Origin of the sequence: Pseudooceanicola marinus (assembly GCF_020177265.1) — a bacterium.
GTDB classification, from domain to species: domain Bacteria; phylum Pseudomonadota; class Alphaproteobacteria; order Rhodobacterales; family Rhodobacteraceae; genus Pseudooceanicola; species Pseudooceanicola marinus_A.
In genome coordinates this window covers 1-17562 of the sequence record NZ_JAIVMC010000003.1, presented here as the reverse complement: position 1 = coordinate 17562, position 17562 = coordinate 1, and the positions used below count along the sequence as shown (strand labels likewise).

Below are 17562 nucleotides of genomic sequence, written 5' to 3'. Positions count from 1 at the left end.
GCGCTGGCATCTCCGGCACGCCACCCGGATGCAGGCTCAGGGCATGGGCGCAGACCATGGAGCCCCCCACCGTGGTCGGTCGATCGGTCGCCGGCGGCGCCCGGACCAAGGGGATCGACCCGGTGATGGCGGCGCGGCCGCGTCACGCCCCCGCGCGGATCCAGCCGACGGCCTTTTCGGCGATCATCAGCGTCGGCGCATTGGTGTTGCCGCTGGTGATCCGGGGCATGACCGAGGCATCGACCACCCGCAGCCCGGCCACCCCCTTCATCCGCAGATGCGGATCCAGCGGAGCGCTGGCATCTTCCTTGGCCCCCATGCGGACCGTGCCGACGGGATGAAAGATCGTGCTGGCGATGTCGCCGGCCAGCCGCGCCAGTTCCTTGTCACTCTGGTATTGCACCCCGGGCTTGTATTCCTCTGGTTGGTAGCGGGCCATGGCGGGCTGTTCCATGATCCCGCGCACCTGGCGCAGGCTGGCGGCGGCGACCTGGCGGTCCTCCTCCGTCGACAGGTAATTCGGCGCGATCTTCGGCGCGTCGCGGAAATCCCCCGATCCGATCCGCACATGCCCGCGCGAACTAGGGTTCAGGTTGCAGACCGAGACCGTGATCGCCGGGAAGCCGTGCAGCGGCTGGCCGAAGGCATCGAGGCTCAGCGGCTGGACGTGGTATTGCAGGTTGGCATGCGCCCGGTCCGGGTCGGACCGGGTGAAGGCGCCCAGCTGGCTGGGGGACATGCTCATCGGGCCCGAGCGGCGCAGGGCGTATTCCAGCCCGATCGCCGCCTTACCGAAGAGGCTGGCGGTCAGCGCGTTCAGCGTCTTCGTCCCGGCCACCTTGTAGACGGCGCGGATCTGCAGGTGATCCTGCAGGTTCTCCCCCACCCCGGGCATATCCCGCAGCACCTCGATCCCGTGACGCCGCAACAGCTCCGCCGGCCCCAACCCCGAGAGCTGCAGCAACGCGGGGGAATTCACCGCCCCCGCCGCCAGCACCACCTCGCGCCGGGCCCTTGCCGTCACGCTGGCGCTGCCGCGCCGCACCACCACGCCATCACAGCGCAGGGCGCCGCTGCGGTCGAAGGTCAGCCGTTCTGCCTGCGCGCCGGTCCAGATGGTCAGGTTCGCACGGTGCCGCGCGGGCCGCAGGAAGGCCTTGGAAGCGTTCCAGCGCCAGCCCGCGCGCTGGTTCACGTCGAAATAACCCACGCCCGAATTGTCACCGGTGTTGAAATCCTCGGTCGGCTCGATCCCCGCCTCGGCCGCGGCTTCGGCGAAACTGTCCAGCACGTCCCAGCGCAGGCGCTGTTTCTCCACCCGCCACTCGCCGCCCGACCCGTGCAGATCCGAAAAGCGGCCGTTGTCACCGGTGGCCGGGTCCGCCCCGCCGTCGAGCCTATAGTGATCCTCGTGGCGCTTAAAATCCTCCAGCGAGGCCTGCCAGCCCCAGGCGTCCTCTCCGGTGATCTGCGCCCAGCCGTCATAGTCCCGCGCCTGGCCGCGCATGTAGATCATGCCGTTGATCGAGGAACAGCCGCCCAGGGTCTTGCCGCGCGGATAAAGCAGGCTGCGCCCGTTCAGCCCCGGCGCAGCCTCGGTGGAATACATCCAGTCGGTGCGCGGATTGCCGATGCAATAGAGATAGCCGACGGGGATATGGATCCAGTGGTAGCTGTCCTTCGGACCGGCCTCCAGCAGCAGGACGCGGGTGCCGGGATCGGCGCTCAGCCGGTTGGCCAGCAGGCAGCCCGCCGTGCCCGCGCCGACGATGACGTAATCGAAGGTCTCCGCCTCCGGTGTTGCCTGCGACATGGCCCCCTCCCTGCCCTGTACCCCTTCGGTGCTACAGGGCCGTCGGACGCTTTCCAACGGAAAATGCGCGCCCCGCCGTCGGTCCTGCGGCCCAGGGGCGCCCCATTCATGAGGCAGGCTCATTGGTCCTATCGGGCCGCCGCCCTTAGCATAAGGCGCCCGTGGGAGTAATCTTTGCGCCGACGACCCTATGCCGGCGCGCCCTGCCCCTCGCGGGATGCCAGCGCCGGATATGCCACACGAGGACCTGCAAGGAGGCTCCCATGAAGCTGACAGTCAACGGCACCGAACATGAGGTGGATGTCGAACCCGATACCCCGCTGCTGTGGGTCATCCGCGAGGAACTGGGCCTGCTGGGCACGAAATACGGCTGCGGCGTGGCGCAATGCGGCGCCTGCACCGTGCTGGTCGACGGCTATGCCACCCGGTCCTGCGTGACCCCCGCCGACAGCGTCGAGGGCACCCAGATCCGCACCATCGAGACGGTCGAGGAAACCGAAACCGGCCGCCGCGTGGTCGAGGCCTGGGTGGAAAACCAGGTGCCCCAGTGCGGCTACTGCCAGTCCGGCCAGGTCCTGGCCGCCACCGCCCTGCTGACCGAGACGCCCCAGCCCACCGATGGCGACATCGAGGCGGCGATGACCAATCTCTGCCGCTGCGGGACCTACAACAAGATCCGTGCCGCCGTGCACAAGGCATCGGAGGCCTGATCCATGGGTATCCTCGACAAGATCACCGCCCGTGCCGCGCCGCTGAACGTCTCGCGCCGCGGCTTCCTGGCCGGCTCCGGCGCGCTGGTGCTGGCCACCACCCTGCCCGTCCGCCCCACGAAGGCGCAGGAGGCCGGCGCCGCGGCTGAACCGGCCGCCGTGCAGGCCTTCCTGGAACTGCGCGCCGATGGCACCGCCGTCCTGCGCAGCCCCTTCATCGAAGGGGGCCAGGGGATCTACTCGGCCATGGCGCAGATCGTGGGCGAGGAGCTGGACCTCGATCCCATGGCCTTCACCGTCGAAAGCGCCCCGCCGGGCGGTCCCTTCGGTGTCATGGGCGGCTACCGCATCACCGGCGGCTCCGCCTCCACCCGCACGGCCTATCCGATCATGCGCCAACTGGGCGCCTCGGCCCGCGCCATGCTGATCGAGGCCGCCGCGACCCGCTGGGACGTGGAGGCCGCCACGCTCATCACCGAACCGGGCGCCGTGGTCGATCCGGACTCGGGCAACCGTCTGGGCTATGGTGAGCTGGCCGAGGCGGCGATGGACCTGCCCGTGCCCACCGAGGTCACGCTGAAGGAGGAGGCCGACTTCCGCTGGTTGAAGACCGGCATGCCGCGTCTCGACGTGCGCGACAAGTCCACCGGCCGGGCTCGCTACGCCCTGGATGTCGAGGTCGACGGCATGCTGCTGGCCGCCGTCCAGCACGCCCCGCGCCTCGGCATGACCCCCTCGGCCGTGACCAACCAGGCCGAGATCGAGGGCATGCGTGGCGTGCATTCGGTGCATATGCTGGATGGGGCCGTGGCTGTCGTGGCCGAAAAGTTCTGGCAGGCCCGCCGCGCCGTCGAAGCGGCCGAGGTCGAATGGACCGAGGGCGAGGCCGAATGGCCGATGCCCGCCGACTTCTCCTCCACCGGGTTCCGCGACACCCTGGCCGGCTCCAGTGGCGAGGTCGTCGAGATCGAGGCGGAGGGCGATGCAGCCGCGGCCCTCGACGCCGCCGACACGGTGATCGAGGCGGTCTACGACGCGCCCTTCGTCGTCCACGGCCAGCTGGAGCCGCCCTCGGCCACCGCGCGCTTCAACGACGATGGCACGCTGGAGCTGTGGCTGCCCAACCAGGCCCCTGAACAGTTCGTCGGCGCCGCCGCCGAGGCCGCCGGGATCGACCCGGCGCAGGTGACCCTGCACAGCCAGATGCTGGGCGGCTTCTTCGGGCGCCATTTCCTCTACCGCACGGCCAATCCCTTCCCGCAGGCGATCGCCCTGGCCCAGGCCACCGGCCGCCCGGTGAAGCTGATCTGGACCCGCGAGGAGGATTTCCTGCGCGACGCCCCCCGCCCTCTGGGCCTGGCGAAGTTCCGCGGCGCCGTGGGCGAGGACCGCGCGGTCTCGCTGGAGGCGACGGTGGTCGGCGAAGGCCCGACGCAACGCTGGTACAACGCTCCTCCGGGTAGCGACCCCTCGGCCTCCGAAGGGATCTCGGGCAAGAGCTACGCGCTGGCCAACAAGGCCATCGGCCAGATCCCCGTCGCCAATCCAGCGGTGATCGGCTACTGGCGCTCGGTCGGGCATTCGATGCATGACTTCATGTACGAAGGTTTCCTCGACGAGCTGGCCGAGGCCTCCGGCCAGGACCCCTACGAGATGCGGCTGCAGCTGCTGTCGGGCAACGACCGGCTGACCACGCTGCTGACCCGCACGGCAGAGCTTTCGGGCGGCTGGAAACCCGGCCCCTACGAGGCCGAGGACGGCACCACGCGCGCCCGCGGCGTCGCCATGGCCTCCCCCTTCGGGTCGGAGGCAGCAGCCATCGCCGAGGTCTCCCTCGACCGGGGCGCGGTGCGGGTCCACAACATCTGGACGGCCATCGACCCTGGCACCATCGTGAACCCGGCGGTGATCGAGGCACAGGTGCAATCCGCCGTGGCGCTTGGCCTGTCGGAAACGCTGGTCGAGGAACTGGTCTACGAGAACGGCGAGCCGACGGCGCGCAACTTCGACATGTACGAGATCCTGCGCCCCTACATGATGCCCGAGGTCCACGTGGAGGTGATCGAAAGCGGCGCCCAGATGGGTGGCGTGGGCGAGCCCGGCCTGCCTGCGGTGCCGCCTGCGGTGGTCAACGCCGTGGCCCAGCTGACCGGCCAGCGGGTGCGCAGCCTGCCGCTGTCGAAACACGACTTCGGCTGAGGCAACCTGCCCTTAAGAATAAAGAAGACCGGCGCGATCTGCGCCGGTCTTTTTCGTTTCAGGCCGTGCCCCCGGGATCAGTCGCCGTAACCGCCGGGGGTGGGGGTGGTGACGATCACCGCCTCGCCGGCGGCCAGTTCGGTCTGGTCACAGGCCTTCAGCGCCTCGACCTCGCCAGACAGGCGCCGCACCTCGGTCTTGCCGCAGCGGCCAGGCTGGCCGCCCTTCAGGCCCTGCGGCGGGTTCGCCCGGTGCGAGGACAGGATCGACAGGTCCATCGGTTCGAGGAAGCGGATCACCCGGCTGGTGCCGTCGCCGCCCGCGACCCGGCCCTGCCCGCCGGACCCTTCGTCGATGCCGAAGCGTTCCAGCAGGACCGGGTAACGGCTTTCCAGGATCTCCGGATCGGTCAGGCGCGAGTTGGTCATGTGCACATGCACCCCCGCCTGGCCCGCGAACTCTCGCCCGTCGTTGAACCGACCGGCGGGCGAGCCCGCGCAGATCGTCTCATAGTACTGGTAGGCGTCGTTGCCGAAGGTCAGGTTGTTCATCGTGCCCTCGCTGTTCGACATGGCGCCAAGCGCCCCGAAAAGCGCGTTGGTGACATGCTGCGAGGTCTCGACGTTGCCGGCCACCACTGCCGCCGGGTAGGTCGGCGCCAGCATGCAGCCTTCGGGCACGATGATCCGGATGGGCCCCAGGCAGCCTGCGTTCATCGGGATCGGCGCCTCGACCATGACCCGGAAGACGTAGAGAACAGCCGCCCGCGTCACCGGTTCCGGCGCGTTGAAGTTGTTCTCGGCCATGGGCGACGTGCCGGTGAAGTCCACCGTGGCCTCGCCCGCGTCACGGTCGATGGTGATCTTCACGCGGATCGTCTGGCCAGTGTCGGTGGGGTACTCGTACTCGCCGTCGTCCAGCCGGCCCAGCACCCGCGCCACCTCGGCGCTCGCGTTGTCCTGCACGTGGCCCATGTAGGCCTGCACGACCTCCAGCCCGAACTGCTCGATCATCCGGCGCAGCTCTGCCGCGCCGCGCGCGTTGGCGGCCACCTGGGCCTTCAGGTCGGCGATGTTCTGATCCGGGTTGCGGCAGGGGTAAGCGTGATCCGTCAGCAGCTCGCGCAGCGGGCCGTCGCGGAAGCGCCCGCCCTCGACCAGCAGGAAGTTGTCGATCAGAACGCCTTCCTCGTCGACGCTGGTGGCGCGCGGGGTCATCGACCCGGGGGCGATGCCGCCCACGTCCGCGTGGTGCCCGCGCGAGGCGGTCCAGAAGAGGATCTCCTCCCCCTCGAAAACCGGCGTCACCACGGTGATGTCCGGCAGGTGGGTGCCGCCGTTGTAGGGCGCGTTGAGCGCAAAGACATCGCCCGGACGGACGCGGCCCTTGTTCTGCCGGATCACCGCCTCAACCGAGCGGTCCATGGAGCCGAGGTGCACCGGCATGTGCGGCGCATTGGCCACCAGCGCGCCATCGGCATCGAAGACCGCGCAGGAGAAATCGAGCCGTTCCTTGATGTTGACCGAGCGCGAGGTCTTCTGCAGGGCGACGCCCATCTGTTCGGCGATGTTCATGAAGAGGTTGTTGAACACCTCCAGCAGGACCGGATCGGCCTCGGTCCCCGCTGCCTCGGCGCGGTTGGCGGCCTCGGTGCGGGTCATGATGACGTGGTCATGCTGGCTGACCTCGGCGCGCCAGCCGGGCTCGACGACGATGGTCTGGTTGGGTTCGATCACCAGCGCCGGGCCCTGCACGTGACGGCCGGGCGTCAGCGCGTCGCGGCGCACCACGGCGGCCTCGTGCCAGGTGCCGCCCGAGAAGACCGGCACGCGGGCCTCGATCTCCGCCGCGCCTTCGGTCAGGGCGCTGGTGCCGTCGATACGATCGCCCTCGGGCGCCTCGCCTTCGACCTCCACCGCTTCGACGATCAGGGCCGCCTGCGGATCGGTGAAGCCGAACTCGGCCAGGTGCGCGGCCTCGAAGGCGTTCCGCGCGGCCCGCTCGTCGCCATCCCAGGCGACCGGCAGGGCGGTGTCGGTGCCCGCATAGCGCAGGTGCAACCGGCGGCGGATCTCGACACCGTCGCGCACGCCCTGTTCGGCCAGGGCGGTCAGCACCTCATCCTCCAGCCGCTCCAGCGCCGGGGGGATCTCGGTGGTTTCGCCAAATGTGCCTTCCAGCCCCTGCTGGCGCGCCTCGGTCACGCGGGCCAGGCCGATGCCGTAGGCCGACAGGAGGCCCGACAGAGGATGGATCAGAACCTGGCTCATCCCCAGGGCATCGGCAACGAGGCAGGCGTGCTGCCCGCCGGCGCCCCCGAAGGCGTTCAGCAGGTAGCCCGTCACGTCATGGCCGCGCTGCACGGAGATCTTCTTCACCGCGTTGGCCATGCTTTCCACGGCGATGCGCAGGAATCCCTCGGCCACCTCTTCGGGCGCGCGGCCATCGGAAATCTCGGTGAACTTCGCCGCCACGGTGTCGCGGTCCAGACGCTGATCCTGGTCAGGGCCGAAGATGGCGGGGAAGTAGTCGGGGTTCAGCTTGCCCAGCATGACGTTGGCATCGGTCACGGTCAGCGGCCCGCCGCCCCGGTAGCAGGCCGGCCCCGGATGGGCGCCGGCGCTGTCGGGACCGACGCGGAAGCGACCCGGATCGGCATGCAGGATCGACCCGCCCCCGGCGGCGACGGTATGCACCTGAACCATGGGCGTGCGCATGCGGACGCCCGCCACCTGGGTCTCAAAGGCACGCTCGAAGGCGCCGTCGAAATGCGCCACGTCGGTCGAGGTGCCGCCCATGTCGAAGCCGATCACCTTGTCGTGCCCGGCGATCTGCCCGGTGCGCGCCATCCCGACGACCCCGCCCGCGGGGCCTGACAGGATCGCGTCGCGGCCCTTGAAACGGTCGGCGGCGGTCAGCCCGCCCGAGGACATCATGAACAGAAGCGTCGGCCCCGCCTCGTCCGGGGGCGTGGCGCCCAGGGCGCTGGCCACCCGTTCGACGTAGCGCGACAGGATCGGCGTCAGGTAGGCGTCGACGACGGTGGTATCGCCCCGGCCCACCAGCTTGATCAGCGGCGACACCTCGTGGCTGACCGAGATCTGGCCGAAGCCCACCTCGCGCGCCAGCGCCTCCAGTGCCAGTTCGTGATCAGGCGCGGCCCAGGCGTGCATCAGCACGATGGCCACCGCGTCGATCCCGTCGGCCTTCGCCTCTTCCAGCTGGGCGCGGGTGCCTTCCGCATCCAGCGCGACCTCGACCGTACCGTCGGCGCGCACCCGTTCCTCGACCTCGATCACCCGTTCATAGAGCTGTTCGGGCAGGATGATTTCCTTGGCGAAGATGTCGGGCCGATCCTGGTAGGCGATGCGCAGGGCATCGCGGAACCCCTTGGTGATCAGCAGAAGCGTCCGGTCGCCCTTGCGTTCGAGCAGCGCATTGGTCGCCACGGTGGTGCCCATGCGGACGGTGCCGACGCGGGACGAATCAATCTCATCCTCGCCCAGGTGGCGACGAATCCCCTCGATTGCGGCATCCTCGTAGACTCCGGGATTCTCCGACAGGAGCTTCATCGCGGTCAGTCCCCCTTCGGGGGAACGGGCGATCACATCGGTAAAGGTGCCCCCACGGTCGATCCAGAAATCCCATTCCGCGCCGCGCTGCTGCTTATTCATTCATCTTCTCCCTGCATCTCGCAGTCATTTCGCTGACAATTTGTTGACGAACTTTCAGTGTATCTGTCAAGGTCGGGGCACGAAGCGAGGTGGCGGACCCGATCCGCTGCTCAGAAAATCGACAACTGGGAGACCCAAGATGACCAAACACCTTCGCATGCCGCTCTTCGCCGGGGCCCTCGCCGCCCTGGCCGCCCCCGCCGCCATGGCGGAAACCTGGGACATGCCCACGCCCTATGGCGACAGCGTGTTCCACACCGCCAACATCATCGAGTTTGCCGAGGACGTCACCGAGGCCACCGATGGCGACCTGGAGATCACCGTGCACTCCGCCGGTTCGCTTTTCGCGCACCCGGAAATCAAGGACGCCGTGCGTCGCGGCCTGGCCCCGATCGGCGAGACCCTGATGTCGCGCCTGGCGAACGAGGATCCGATCTTCGCCATCGACTCGATCCCCTTCCTGGCCTCCAACTACGATGACGCCATGAAGCTGTGGGAGGCCTCGCGCCCCATGGTCGAAGAGAAGCTGGCCGAACAGGGCCTGACCCTGCTCTATGCCGTGCCGTGGCCGGGCCAGAGCCTGTTCACCGCCGGCCCCGTGGAAAGCACCGCCGACCTCGAAGGCGCCGCCTTCCGCGCCTACAACAACGCCACCGAACGCCTGGCGCAGCTGATGGGCGCCGTGCCCACCCAGATCGAGACCGGCGACATTCCCACCGCCTTCTCCACCGGGCGCGCCGACGCGATGATCACCTCGCCCTCCACCGGTGTCTCCTCGCAGGCCTGGGACTTCGTGTCGAACTACACCGAACTTCAGGCCTGGCTGCCGAAGAACATGGTGATCGTGAACTCCCGCGCCTTCGACGCGCTGTCGGACGACACGAAGGCCGCCGTGATGGAGGCCGCCGCCGCCGCCGAAACCCGTGGCTGGGAGATGTCCATGGCCGAAACCGCCGAGAAGCTGGCGGTGCTGGAAGAGAACGGCATGACCATCTCGGATCCCTCCGAGACCCTGTCGGCGGAACTGGCCGAGATCGGTGAGACGATGACCGCCGAATGGCTGGAAGAAGCCGGCGAGGAAGGCCAGTCGGTCGTCGACGCCTACCACGCCGAGTAAGACCACCGGACCGGCCGGGGTGCGCGGATGCCGTGCCCCGGCCGGTTTGCATCCTCCATATGGACAAAGCCGGGGCACACCGGCGCCGCGCAGGGAAGCAAGACAGATGAGACAGACACTCGACCGGCTTTACACCGGCGCCTTGATGCTGGCCGCGGCGGCCTTTGCCGCCATCGCCGCGCTGGTGCTGGTGCAGATCCTCGGCCGCCTGATCGACCGGGGCGCCCGGCTGATCGGCGCCGCCCCCCTTGGTATCACCGTGCCGTCGCTGGCGGAAATCGGCGGGATGCTGTTCCTCTCGGCGGTCTTTCTGGGCCTTGCGGGCACCTTCTGCCGGGGCGGCCATGTCCGCGTCGGCCTGCTGACCGGGGCCCTGCCGCCGCGCGTCGCCCGCCCGCTGGAGGCGCTGGTGCTGATCCTCGCCGCCGGGCTGTGCCTTTTCGCCACCTGGTCCTCGGTGCTGCAGACCTGGGACAGCTGGGCCTATGACAGCGTGTCCTTCGGCATGGTGCGCGTGCCGCTGTGGCTGCCGCAGGGCGTGATGACCCTGGGCCTGATCCTGCTACTGGTCGCCCTGCTGGACGGGTTGGTGACGCTGCTGCGCGGCGGCACGCCCGGCTACGCGGCCCAGGAACAGGGAGAGGCCTGATGGAAATCGCCGTTCTTGCCCCGCTCCTCGTCGTCGTCCTTTTCGCCGCCCTGGCCGCCGGCCTGTGGATCGGCTTTGCCCTGATCGCCGTGGGCCTCGTGGCCATGCTGGCGGCCTCCACCGCGCCGGTCACGCTGGTCTTCGCCACCAAGGTCTGGGGCAGCCTGACCGTCTGGGACCTGACCTCGCTGCCGATGTTCATCTGGATGGGGGAGATCCTGGTCCGCTCGCGGCTGTCGTCGGACATGTTCGAGGGGCTGGCCCCCTTCACCCGCCGCCTGCCGGGCCGTCTGTTGCATGTCAACGTGCTGGGCTGCGCGCTGTTCGCCGCCGTGTCTGGCTCGTCGGCCGCGACCACGGCCACCATCGGCCGCATGTCCATCCCCGAACTGACGGCGCGCGGCTATGACCCGAAGATGGCCATCGGCACCCTGGCCGGCGCCGGCACCTTCGGCTTCCTGATCCCGCCGTCGATCATCCTGATCGTCTATGGCGCCGCGACCGAGCAATCCATCGCGCAGCTGTTCCTCGCCGGTCTTGTGCCGGGCGTCATGCTGGCCGCGATGTTCTCCGGCTACATCATGATCTGGGCGATGCTGAACCCCACCCGCATGCCCGACATCGAACCGGCGGTGAACGGGCGCGACAGCCTGCGGGCGCTGGCCCGGCTGCTGCCCGTGGTGGGGCTGATCGTTGCCGTCATCGGCTCGATCTACGCCGGCATCGCCTCGCCCACCGAGGCGGCCGTGATCGGCGTCGTCGGCGCGATGATCCTGGCCTGGGCCACAGGCGCGGCCAGCTGGCGCGGCATCGGGGACAGCCTGATGGCCGCCTCGACCACCACCTGCATGATCGCCTTCATCATGGCCGGCGCGGGCTTCCTGACCGTCGCCATGGGCTACACCGGCATCCCGCGTGCCCTGGCGGCCTGGATCGGCGCGATGGATCTGTCGCCCTACGCCCTGCTGGCCGCCCTCACGGTCTTCTTCATCATCATGGGGATGTTCCTCGACGGGATTTCCATCGTGGTGCTGACCGTGTCGATCATCCTGCCGATGGTCACCGCCGTGGGCCTCGACCCGATCTGGTTCGGCGTCTTCCTGGTGATCGTGGTGGAGATGAGCCAGATCACCCCGCCCGTCGGCTTCAACCTCTTCGTGCTGCAGAAGATCACCGGGCGCGACATCCTGCAGCTGGCGGGCTACGCCCTGCCCTTCTTCCTGATCCTGGTAGCGGCCGTTGCACTTCTGTCGGTTTTCCCGCAAATCGCGCTGTGGCTGCCGAGGACGATGTGACCATGACCGACGAAGACCGTTTCAACGTGGGGCCGGTGGTGTCATCGGCCCACCTCGCCAACTCCGCCATGCCCGAGGTCTCGGAGATGGAGTTCGCCATGGCCATGGGCAACCACGCCTTCCAGCGCTGGATGACCCGCTGCATGGACGCCGCCGGTGCGTCCGGCATGGCCCCGCTGGAGATCCAGGTGCTGCACCTGGTCCATCACCGCGAACGGCCCAAGACCCTGGCCGACATCTGCCTGGTCCTGAACATCGAGGACACCCACACGGTCAACTACGCCCTGCGCAAGCTGGTGGAGCGCAAGCTGGTGACCACGGGGCGCAAGGGCAAGGAAAAGACCGTCTCGATCACCGATGCGGGCGCCGAGCTGTGCCGCAAGTACGGCACGGTGCGAGAGGCGCTGCTGATCCGGTCGCTGAAGGCCACGGGCATCGACCCGGCGGAGGTGTCGCGCCTTGCCGCCCTCCTGCGGGCCATGTCCGGCGGCTATGACCAGGCCGCCCGCGCCGCCGCCAGCCTCTGACGCGATACGCCAGCCCTGCCCGTCCCAGGGACAGGCAGGACCAGGGTTTACCCCGGGTTCAGACGATCCCGCCGCCGCTGCCGTCCGAGACCGGCCGCGTTTCGGCCACCGCCGCGCGGTAGCCCGACTGCCGGTAGGCCGCGACCGGATCAATCGCCGCGCCCTTCTCCAGCCGGGCCATCTTCAGGATCGGGGTCACATCCGTGCGGAAGGCCGCCTTCAGCGTTTCCGACGCCATCAGCGCGTCGTTCGCGTCCTGGTGGCCCGCCAGCGCCGCGCGATCCACCAGCAGCGCCTGGGCATAGGCGCGCTGCACCTCCATCGCCGAATTCATCAGGCTTTCGATCGGGTCGGTGACGTTGTGGCTCTGATCCAGCATATGCGCCGGGTCGAAATCGGGCGTGCCCTCAGCCTCCACCAGTTCGTTGAACACCAGGAACAGGCGGTAGGGGTCGATCGAGGCGGTGTCGAGATCGTCGTCGCCATACTTGCTGTCGTTGAAGTGGAAGCCGCCCAGCTTGCCGAACTGGATCAGCCGCGCGACGATCATCTCGATGTTCACATTGGGCGCATGGTGGCCCAGATCGACAAGGCACTGTGCCTGCGGCCCCAGCTCCTGCGCGATCATGTAGTTGGTGCCCCAGTCCTGCACGACGGTCGAATAGAAGGCCGGTTCGAACATCTTGTGTTCGGTCAGAAGGCGCCAATCCGCGGGCAGGCCGGCGTAGACCTCCCTGGCACTGCCGAGGTAGCGTTCGAACTGGCGGGTGAAGTTGCTCTGGCCGGGGAAGTTCGATCCGTCGCCAACCCAGATGGTCAGCGCCTTCGAGCCGATCTTCCGCCCCAGCTCGATGCAGTAGAGGTTATGCTCCACCGCCTGGGCGCGGGTCGCAGCATCGGTATGCGACAGCGAGCCGTACTTGTAGCTGTGCGCCTGCCCCGGCTGATCCTGGAAGGTGTTGGAATTCATCGCGTCGAAGGCCAGCCCGGTTTCCTCGGCCTTGGCCAGCAGGTCGGCCGGGTCGGCATCGTCCCAGGGGATGTGCAAAGACACGCGCGGCGTGGCGCCGGTCAGCTGGTGGATCACCCCGCAGTCGTCGAGCTTGTCGAAGACGCTGGCCGGCTCCCCCACCCCGGGGAAACGGGCAAAGCGGGTGCCGCCGGTGCCCACGCCCCAGGAGGGGATCGCGATGCCATAGGCGGCGACCTTGTCCTTGATGCTGGCGATGTCGATTCCGCGGCGGGCCAGGTGATCGCCAAGCGCGTCGTAATCCGCGCGCAGGGTGGCGTCCGCCGCCGCGTTGGCAGCGGTGATAGTGGTTGCGTCGATCATGGGTCTCCTCCCTCGGGGTGTGCGCGCCGCCCCATCGGGCGGGCGCGGCCCCGTCAGTGTCAGCGCGTGAAGGCCTGCACGTTGCCGGCATCGACGTTCAGGATGTTGCCCGTCGATTTCGCGCTCGTGTCGGCGGCGAAGAAATAGCAGGCCTCGGCGATGTCCTCGGGCAGCACGCTGCGTTTCAGCAGCGAGCGGTCGCGGTACATCTGCTCCAGCCCGTCCTTGTCGGTGCCATAGGTCGCCGCGCGCTGATCCAGCCACTCGCCGGTCCAGATCTTCGAGCCGCGCAGCACCGCGTCGGGGTTCACCACGTTCACCCGGATGCCCTCCGGCGCGCCCTCCAGCGCGAGGCAACGGGCCAGGTGGATCTCGGACGCCTTGGCGGTGCAATAGGCCGAGGCGCCAGGGCTGGCGGCCAGCCCGTTCTTCGAGGCCACGAAGACCATCGACCCGCCAATGCCCTGGGCCTTCAGCACGCGGAAGGCCTCCCGTGCGACCAGGAAATAGCCGGTCGACAGGATCGACATGTTCTTGTTCCACAGCTCCAGCGTGGTGTCCTCGACCTTGGCCGAGGAGGCGATCCCGGCATTGGACACAACGATGTCGACGCCGCCGAATTCCACGGCCATGTCGGCATAGGCGGCGGCCACCGCCTCCTCCGAGGTCACGTTCATCTGGACACTGCGCACCATGTCGCGGCCATAGCGCTGTACCAGTGCCTCGGTCGCCTGCGCCAGGGCCTCGGCGTCGATGTCGGCCAGCACGGCGCAGGCGCCTTCCGCCAGGTAGCGTTCGGCGGTGGCCATGCCGATGCCGCCCGCGCCGCCGGTGACGATGGCGATGCGGCCCGCCAGGCTCTTGGGCTTGGGCATGCGTTGCAGCTTGGCCTCTTCCAGAAGCCAGTACTCGATATCGAAGGCCTCCTGCTCCGGCAGGCCCTGATAATCGCTGACGGCGTCAGAGCCGCGCATCACGTTGATGGCGTTGACGTAGAACTCGCCCGAGATCCGCGCCGTCGCCTTGTCCTTGGCAAAGGTGATCATGCCGACGCCGGGCACCAGGTAGACCACCGCGTTGGGGTCGCGCATGGCCGGGCTGTCGGCATGCTTGCAGCGGTCGTAATAGGCGGCATAGTCGGCGCGGTAGTCCTCGATCATGCCCTTCAGCTTGTCCAGGGTGGCGTCGATGTCCGGGTTTGACGGGTCGAAGTCGACCACCAGCGGCCGGATCTTGGTGCGCAGGAAGTGGTCCGGGCAGGAGGTGCCAAGCGCGGCGAGGCGCGGCATGTCCTGGGCGCCGACGAAATCCAGCACCGCGTCCTGGTCGTCGAAATGGCCAACCTTGTGGCTGTCTTCGGAGATCATGCCGCGAATCGCGGGCATCAGGGCTGCGGCGACGCGGCGGCGTTCGGCCTCCGGCAACGTCGGGTGCACGGACCCGCCGAAGGGGGCGACGCCCTCGGTCTGTTCCTCGAACCAGGCGATGGCACGGTTGATGGTGTCGAGGGTCAGCGCGTAGCACTCTTTCGCGTCATCGGCCCAGGTGAACAATCCATGGCTTTCCAGCACGACGCCCTTGGCGTCCGGGTTCTTCTTGCAGAAATCCTCCAGCCAGAGGCCGAGTTCGTACCCCGGTTTCTTCCAGGGCAGCCAGCCGATCTCATCCCCGAAAATCTTCTGCGTCAGCTCCTTCGAGTTCTTCGAGGCGGCAATGGCGATGATCGCATCCGGGTGGACGTGATCGACGTGCTTCTTCGGCACATAGGCGTGCAGCGGCGTGTCGATCGAGGAGGCGCGCGGGTTCAGATCGAAGGTGCAGTGAGGCAGGTAGCCCACCATCTCGTCCTCGTGTTCGAGGCCGCGATAGAGGCCCTTCAGCGCCTCCAGCTTCTCCATGTAAAGCGTGGCGAACCCCGACTTGTCCATGGTGCCGATGTCCCCGCCAGATCCCTTGACCCAAAGCACCTCGACCGCCTCCCCGGTCAGCGGATCGGTTTCCATCACCTTGGCGGAGGTATTGCCGCCCCCGTAGTTGGTGACCCGCTTGTCCGAGCCCAGCAGGTTCGAACGGTAAAGCAACTTGTCGGACTCGGTCATCCCGGACGTCCTGGCGTCGTCCCACAGGTTATCGAGCCCGGTTCCGGACACTGTCTTGAGCATGGCGTTTCCTCCCATCAGGCCCGCGAGGGCCGGTCGTGATGTCGAGGGCAGGATGAGTTCGCCGCCCGCCATTGTCAATCACAAACGATCAAGACCAATCATTATGCAGGTGCAGAAAGATCGGTTACGATCATTTATGATTGACAATGATCGGATCACCGCGTCATGCTGAACCACCAAGGGAGGCATCCATGCACGAGAATGAGCGACATCGCGTGATCCTGTCCGCCGTCGAGGCCAAGCCGTTCGTATCGGTCGCCGAGATGGTGGAGATGACGGAATCGTCCGAGGCGACGATCCGGCGCGATATCGCGACGCTGCACATGCAGAAGAAGCTGCGCCGGGTGCGCGGCGGGGCCGAGTCGGTCGCGCCGCCTGCCGTGACGGGCCTGCTGGGCCGGCCGTTTTCGGTGAACCAGTCGAAGAACGCCGCGCAGAAACGCGCCATCGGGCGCGCCGCGGTCGAGATGCTGGAGGAAGGCGAGGCGATCATCATCAACGGTGGCACGACCACCTTCCAGATGGTGCACCCGCTGGCCACGCGCCGCTGCCAGGTCTTCACCAACTCGTTCCCGATCGCCGAACACCTGCTGAAGCAGACCAAGAACACGGTCGTCCTGCCGGGCGGCACGATCTACCGCGAACAGAACATCATCCTGTCGCCCTTCGACAACGACGTGACCCGCAATTTCTACGCGCGGCGCATGTTCATGGGCTGCCAGGGGATCGCGCCTCTGGGGATCATGGAACCCGACCCGCTGGTCATCCAGTCCGAGCAGAAGCTGATCGGACAGGCGGAAGAGGTGGTGATCCTGGCCGACAGTTCGAAGTTCGAGAAACGGTCGAGCCTGATCCTGTGCCCGCTTGAACAGGTGGACACGCTGATCACCGACGACCGCATCACGGATGTCCACGCCGCCATGCTGGAAAGCGCCGGCGTGACACTGGTCGTGGCGCCCTCGGGGGCCGCGACCGAGGAGGAGGCCGAGGCGGGCTGACCCGCCCGGTCATTTCGGGAGTCATTTCAAGGGAGGAATGCAAATGACACTGACAAGACGTTTCGCCATCGGGCTCGGCCTTGCCGCGTCGCTGACGGGATCGACCGCCATGGCGCAGGACAATGTCCGCATTGCGCTGGTGGCCAAGTCGCTGGGCAACGGGTTCTTCGAGGCCGCCGCGCGTGGCGCCGAGGAGGCCGCCGAGGAGCTCGGCAATACCGAGATCATCTACACCGGGCCGACCTCGACCACCGCCGAGGGCCAGATCGAGGTCATCAACAGCCTGATCGCCCAGCGGGTCGACGCCATCGCGATTTCCGCCAATGACCCCGACGCCGTCGCCCCGGCCCTGCAGAAGGCCATGCAACGCGGCATCACCGTCATTTCCTGGGATTCCGGCGTCGCGCCCGAGGGCCGGGAAATGCACCTCGCGCCCTCTTCGGATGAGCTGATCGGCCAGACGATCATCAAGCTGGCCGCCGACCAGCTGCCCGATGGTGGCAAGGTGGCCCTGCTGTCGGCCACCTCGACCTCGACCAACCAGAACACCTGGATCGAGGAAATGAACAAGGTCATGGACCAGTATCCCGACATCGAAGTCGTGGCGACGGTCTATGGGGACGACCTGGCCGACAAGTCCTACCGCGAGGCGCAGGGCCTGATGCAGTCCTATCCCGACCTCGACGCGATCATCGCGCCGACCTCTGTCGGCATCGTTGCCGCCGCCCAGGCGGTGCAGGACGCCGGCAAGGTGGGTGAGGTGAACGTCACCGGCCTGGGCCTTCCGTCGGAAATGGCCGGCGCGGTCGAAAGCGGCGCGTCGAAGTCCTTCGCCATCTGGAACCCGGTCGACCTGGGCTACACCACGGCGATGATCGCCCATGCCCTGGCCACAGACGCGGCCGAGGCCGAGCCGGGCGCCGAGATCCCGACGGGCCGCATGGGCAGCGTGACGCTGGACGACAGCAACACCGCCGCCATGTCCGAGCCCTTCACCTACGACTCGAGCAACATCGACGAGTTCAAGAGCATCTTCTGATCCTCTGATCCCGTTCGCGCGCGGGGCAGATCCCCTGCCCCGCGCG

Annotated in this window: 12 protein-coding genes; 8 read left to right on the top strand and 4 right to left on the bottom strand. The window is 67.9% G+C overall.

Features of this window, described 5'->3' with window-relative positions:
* Nucleotides 1-142: 142 nt before the first annotated feature.
* Nucleotides 143-1813 (bottom strand): GMC family oxidoreductase, encoded by a 1671-nt coding sequence (locus LC066_RS04810; protein WP_224896859.1) that lies wholly within the window; start codon nucleotides 1811-1813, stop codon nucleotides 143-145.
* 263 nt (nucleotides 1814-2076) lie between these two features.
* Between LC066_RS04810 and LC066_RS04805 the strand changes: the two genes are divergently transcribed.
* Nucleotides 2077-2523, top strand: coding sequence for a (2Fe-2S)-binding protein (locus LC066_RS04805; RefSeq protein WP_224896857.1), 447 nt, complete (start codon nucleotides 2077-2079; stop codon nucleotides 2521-2523).
* Between the two features lie 3 nt (nucleotides 2524-2526).
* Nucleotides 2527-4722, top strand: coding sequence for a xanthine dehydrogenase family protein molybdopterin-binding subunit (locus LC066_RS04800; protein ID WP_224896855.1), 2196 nt, complete (start codon nucleotides 2527-2529; stop codon nucleotides 4720-4722).
* A 77-nt stretch (nucleotides 4723-4799) separates the two neighbouring features.
* Here the strand turns inward: LC066_RS04800 and LC066_RS04795 are convergent, their stop codons facing one another.
* Nucleotides 4800-8396, bottom strand: a complete 3597-nt coding sequence (locus LC066_RS04795; protein ID WP_224896853.1) for a hydantoinase B/oxoprolinase family protein — start codon at nucleotides 8394-8396, stop codon at nucleotides 4800-4802.
* Between the two features lie 139 nt (nucleotides 8397-8535).
* Between LC066_RS04795 and LC066_RS04790 the strand changes: the two genes are divergently transcribed.
* From LC066_RS04790 to LC066_RS04775, 4 genes are all read left to right on the top strand, one after another.
* Nucleotides 8536-9513, top strand: a complete 978-nt coding sequence (locus LC066_RS04790; RefSeq protein ID WP_224896852.1) for a TRAP transporter substrate-binding protein — start codon at nucleotides 8536-8538, stop codon at nucleotides 9511-9513.
* A 106-nt stretch (nucleotides 9514-9619) separates the two neighbouring features.
* The gene (locus LC066_RS04785) at nucleotides 9620-10162 is read left to right on the top strand and encodes a TRAP transporter small permease subunit (protein ID WP_224896850.1); all 543 of its coding nucleotides are present in this window, start codon (nucleotides 9620-9622) and stop codon (nucleotides 10160-10162) included.
* On the top strand, nucleotides 10162-11457 hold the full coding sequence (locus tag LC066_RS04780) for a TRAP transporter large permease (protein WP_224896848.1): 1296 nt from the start codon (nucleotides 10162-10164) through the stop codon (nucleotides 11455-11457). Before LC066_RS04785 ends, LC066_RS04780 begins: the two co-directional genes overlap by 1 nt.
* A 2-nt stretch (nucleotides 11458-11459) precedes the next feature.
* Entirely contained in the window at nucleotides 11460-11984 is a 525-nt protein-coding gene (locus tag LC066_RS04775; protein WP_222476388.1) for a winged helix DNA-binding protein, read from the top strand.
* A 58-nt stretch (nucleotides 11985-12042) separates the two neighbouring features.
* Here the strand turns inward: LC066_RS04775 and rhaI are convergent, their stop codons facing one another.
* The gene (rhaI, locus tag LC066_RS04770; RefSeq protein ID WP_224896846.1) at nucleotides 12043-13317 is read right to left on the bottom strand and encodes an L-rhamnose catabolism isomerase; all 1275 of its coding nucleotides are present in this window, start codon (nucleotides 13315-13317) and stop codon (nucleotides 12043-12045) included.
* 59 nt (nucleotides 13318-13376) lie between these two features.
* Nucleotides 13377-15479, bottom strand: a complete 2103-nt coding sequence (locus tag LC066_RS04765) for a bifunctional rhamnulose-1-phosphate aldolase/short-chain dehydrogenase (protein ID WP_224896844.1) — start codon at nucleotides 15477-15479, stop codon at nucleotides 13377-13379.
* A gap of 191 nt (nucleotides 15480-15670) precedes the next feature.
* Here LC066_RS04765 and LC066_RS04760 point away from each other — a divergent pair, with 191 nt between their 5' ends.
* Together LC066_RS04760 and rhaS are read left to right on the top strand one after the other, a co-directional pair.
* Nucleotides 15671-16477, top strand: a complete 807-nt coding sequence (locus LC066_RS04760) for a DeoR/GlpR family DNA-binding transcription regulator (protein ID WP_222476376.1) — start codon at nucleotides 15671-15673, stop codon at nucleotides 16475-16477.
* A 43-nt stretch (nucleotides 16478-16520) separates the two neighbouring features.
* Nucleotides 16521-17516 (top strand): rhamnose ABC transporter substrate-binding protein, encoded by a 996-nt coding sequence (rhaS, locus tag LC066_RS04755; RefSeq protein ID WP_224896842.1) that lies wholly within the window; start codon nucleotides 16521-16523, stop codon nucleotides 17514-17516.
* Nucleotides 17517-17562: the final 46 nt, after the last annotated feature.

Excerpts from the sequence above, each read along its gene's own strand:
- LC066_RS04810 (WP_224896859.1), bottom strand. The coding sequence starts at position 1,813 with ATGTCGCAGGCAACACCGGAGGCGGAGACCTTCGATTACGTCATCGTC.
- LC066_RS04805 (WP_224896857.1), top strand. The coding sequence starts at position 2,077 with ATGAAGCTGACAGTCAACGGCACCGAACATGAGGTGGATGTCGAACCC.
- LC066_RS04800 (WP_224896855.1), top strand. The coding sequence starts at position 2,527 with ATGGGTATCCTCGACAAGATCACCGCCCGTGCCGCGCCGCTGAACGTC.
- LC066_RS04795 (WP_224896853.1), bottom strand. The coding sequence starts at position 8,396 with ATGAATAAGCAGCAGCGCGGCGCGGAATGGGATTTCTGGATCGACCGT.
- LC066_RS04790 (WP_224896852.1), top strand. The coding sequence starts at position 8,536 with ATGACCAAACACCTTCGCATGCCGCTCTTCGCCGGGGCCCTCGCCGCC.
- LC066_RS04785 (WP_224896850.1), top strand. The coding sequence starts at position 9,620 with ATGAGACAGACACTCGACCGGCTTTACACCGGCGCCTTGATGCTGGCC.
- LC066_RS04780 (WP_224896848.1), top strand. The coding sequence starts at position 10,162 with ATGGAAATCGCCGTTCTTGCCCCGCTCCTCGTCGTCGTCCTTTTCGCC.
- LC066_RS04775 (WP_222476388.1), top strand. The coding sequence starts at position 11,460 with ATGACCGACGAAGACCGTTTCAACGTGGGGCCGGTGGTGTCATCGGCC.
- rhaI (WP_224896846.1), bottom strand. The coding sequence starts at position 13,317 with ATGATCGACGCAACCACTATCACCGCTGCCAACGCGGCGGCGGACGCC.
- LC066_RS04765 (WP_224896844.1), bottom strand. The coding sequence starts at position 15,479 with ATGCTCAAGACAGTGTCCGGAACCGGGCTCGATAACCTGTGGGACGAC.
- LC066_RS04760 (WP_222476376.1), top strand. The coding sequence starts at position 15,671 with ATGCACGAGAATGAGCGACATCGCGTGATCCTGTCCGCCGTCGAGGCC.
- rhaS (WP_224896842.1), top strand. The coding sequence starts at position 16,521 with ATGACACTGACAAGACGTTTCGCCATCGGGCTCGGCCTTGCCGCGTCG.